Here is a 2809-nt window from a genome sequence, read left to right on the forward strand (position 1 = left end):
GCACGACCGCGTCGAGGCCGCCGAAGCCCCGCGCCGCGAGCGAGACCGCGACCGCTCCGCCCGGATCGAGCGCGAGACGGCCGAACCCGCCCGCGCCGAGCGCGAGCCCCGCCGCGAGCGTGACCGCGAGCCGCGCGGCGAGCGCCGCTACCGCCCCGAGGATCTCGGCCCCTCGGTAAAGGGCTTCGGCGACGCAGTGCCGGCCTTCATGACCATCCCGTTGCCCCGCCCGCGCCCCGCCGCGCCCGAGGCGGCGCCGGAGACAGAAGCCGCCTGACACCCCCGGCCGGGTGCGACGCACCCGGCTTTCGCCATTGCCCGAGGGCCGGAACGGGGCGCACCCTGCCGGCCGGACGCCGGAGGACACCGCCATGAACGTCGTCACCAAGCCTGTCACGCGCGCGCAGTTCGTGTGGGACGACCCGCTGCTGCTGGATGACGTCCTCACCGAGGACGAGCGCATGATCCGCGACAGCGCGCGCCAGTTCTGCCAGGAGCGCCTGCTGCCCCGCGTGCAGGAAGCCTTCCGCAACGAGCACTTCCACCGCGAGATCATGAACGAGTTCGGCGAGATGGGCTTCCTCGGCGCCACGCTCGACAGCCATGGCTGCGCCGGCGTCGGCTACGTCTCCTACGGGCTGATGGCGCGCGAGGTGGAGCGCGTCGATTCCGGTTATCGCAGCGCCTTCTCCGTGCAGTCCTCGCTGGTGATGTTCCCGATCCACGCCTTCGGGTCGGACGCACAGAAGGACAAGTATCTGCCCAAGCTGCGCACCGGCGAATGGGTCGGCTGCTTCGGGCTGACCGAACCGGATGCGGGGTCCGACCCGTCGTCCATGCGCACGCGGGCGAAGAAGGTCGATGGCGGCTACATCGTCAGCGGCTCCAAGACCTGGATCACCAACTCGCCGATCGCCGACATCGCCGTGGTCTGGGCGAAGGACGATGACGGCGTGCTGCGCGGCTTCATCCTCGAACGCGGCATGAAGGGCCTGACCTTCCCCAAGATCGAGGGCAAGTTCTCGCTGCGTGCCTCGGTCACCGGCATGATCATGATGGACGACGTCTTCGTGCCGGAGGAGAACCGCCTGCCGGGCGTGAAGTCCCTGGCCGGCCCGTTCCAGTGCCTCAACCGCGCGCGCTACGGCATCGCCTGGGGTTCGCTCGGTGCCGCGGAGGATTGCTGGCACCGCGCGCGCGACTACACGCTGAACCGCAAGATGTTCGGCAAGCCGCTGGCGGCGACGCAGCTGATCCAGAAGAAGCTCGCGGACATGCAGACCGAGATCACGCTGGGCCTGCATGCGGTGCTGCGCGTCGGCCGGCTGTTCGACGAGCACAAGGTGGCGCCGGAGATGATCTCCCTGGTCAAGCGCAACAATTGCGGCAAGGCGCTCGACATCGCGCGCATGGCCCGCGACATGCACGGCGGCAACGGGATCGTGGACGAGTACCACGTGATCCGCCACGTGATGAACCTCGAGACGGTGAACACCTACGAGGGCACGCACGACGTCCACGCGCTGATCCTGGGGCGTGCGCAGACCGGGCTGAACGCCTTCGGCGGATAAGGCGCAGGCGATGCACCTGATGGGCGCGGTCGACCTCGCCGCGATCGAGCGTACTCTTCAGGTTGCGATCGCTCCGGCCTTCATCCTGGGCGGCATCATGGCGCTGCTGACACTGCTGAACGGGCGGCTGCAGCGCTTGGCCGACCGCTACCGGGAGATCGTCGAGGGGAGCCAGGTGCCGCCGCAGGAGCGTCGGCTGCTGGTGCGGCGCGCGCGCCTGACCTATCGCGGCATCACCTTCGCCATCATCGCAGCCTGCCTGCTGTGCGTGCTGGTCATCGTCTCCTTCGTCGAGCCGCTGGCCGGTGTGACCATCGGCAATCATGTCGCCGGACTGCTGGTAGCCGCCATGGCTTTCCTGACCCTGGCGCTGCTGTGCTTCCTGTGGGAAGTGCTGCTTTCGGCCCGCAACCTGCCGCTGCGCCACGAGAAGTGACGGACGCCGCTCTCAGGCTGCAGGTCGCGCGGATCGGCGCCGGCGGCGACGGCATCGCCACGCTGCCCGACGGAACGCCCTGTTTCATCCCGCGCACCCTGCCTAGCGAGGAGGTGCTGGCCATCCCCGGCCCGCAACGCAAGGAGGGCACGCGCGCCCGTCTTGAACGGGTCGTCGCACCGAGCCAGCAGCGCGTGACACCCGCCTGCCCACATTTCGACCAGGGCTGCGGCGGCTGTGCGGTGCAGCATTGGGCCGTGGCCGCGCAGGCCGCCTGGAAGCACGACAGGATCGCCGAGTCCCTCTCGCGCGCCGGCTTCCCCGCCGCGCCGGTCGCGCCGACCGTCACCACGCCCATGGGCCGGCGCCGCCGCGCCGATCTGGCGCTGCGGCGCGAGCCGGGCGGCATCCGTATCGGCTTCCACGCCGCCGGCAGCGCCGCCGTGATCGACCTGGCGGAATGCCCGGTGCTGGATCCGCGGTTGGTGGCGCTGGTCGCGCCGCTGCGCGCCATGCTGCGGCGCCTGCCGGCGCTGCGCCGCGAAGGCTCGGCGGTGGTGAACCTGCTCGACACCGGGCCCGACCTGCTGCTGCGCACCGATGGCCCCCTTGCGGCGGCGGAACGCGCCCTGCTCGCCACCTTCGCGGCCGATGCGGGGTTGCCGCGCATCGCCTGGGCGGCCGGCAGCGGGCCGGTCGAGGTGGCGGCGCAGCTCGGCCAGGTCGGCATCGCGCTGTCGGGCGTGGCGGTGCCGCCGCCGCCCGGCGCCTTCCTGCAGGCGAGCCCCGAGGGCGAGGCCGC

Annotated in this window: 2 protein-coding genes and 2 pseudogenes; all 4 read left to right on the forward strand. The window is 71.3% G+C overall.

Features of this window, described 5'->3' with window-relative positions:
- Positions 1-277: pseudogene (locus HW578_RS25065) on the forward strand (DEAD/DEAH box helicase); the annotation flags it as partial.
- A 94-nt stretch (positions 278-371) separates the two neighbouring features.
- Entirely contained in the window at positions 372-1571 is a 1200-nt protein-coding gene (locus HW578_RS25070; RefSeq protein WP_198373420.1) for an acyl-CoA dehydrogenase, read from the forward strand.
- Between the two features lie 19 nt (positions 1572-1590).
- Positions 1591-2007 carry a DUF2721 domain-containing protein gene (locus HW578_RS25075; protein WP_198373421.1) on the forward strand — a complete coding sequence of 139 codons (417 nt, stop codon included), beginning with the start codon at positions 1591-1593 and terminating at the stop codon, positions 2005-2007.
- Positions 2004-2809, forward strand: a pseudogene (locus HW578_RS25080) (class I SAM-dependent RNA methyltransferase); the annotation flags it as partial. The gene HW578_RS25075 and the pseudogene HW578_RS25080, both read left to right, overlap by 4 nt.

Source organism: Roseomonas rosulenta (assembly GCF_016106005.1).
GTDB classification, from domain to species: domain Bacteria; phylum Pseudomonadota; class Alphaproteobacteria; order Acetobacterales; family Acetobacteraceae; genus Neoroseomonas; species Neoroseomonas rosulenta.

Bases quoted from the DNA above. Each gene is read 5' to 3' on its own strand.
- HW578_RS25070 (WP_198373420.1), top strand. From the start codon at position 372: ATGAACGTCGTCACCAAGCCTGTCACGCGCGCGCAGTTCGTGTGGGAC.
- HW578_RS25075 (WP_198373421.1), top strand. From the start codon at position 1,591: ATGGGCGCGGTCGACCTCGCCGCGATCGAGCGTACTCTTCAGGTTGCG.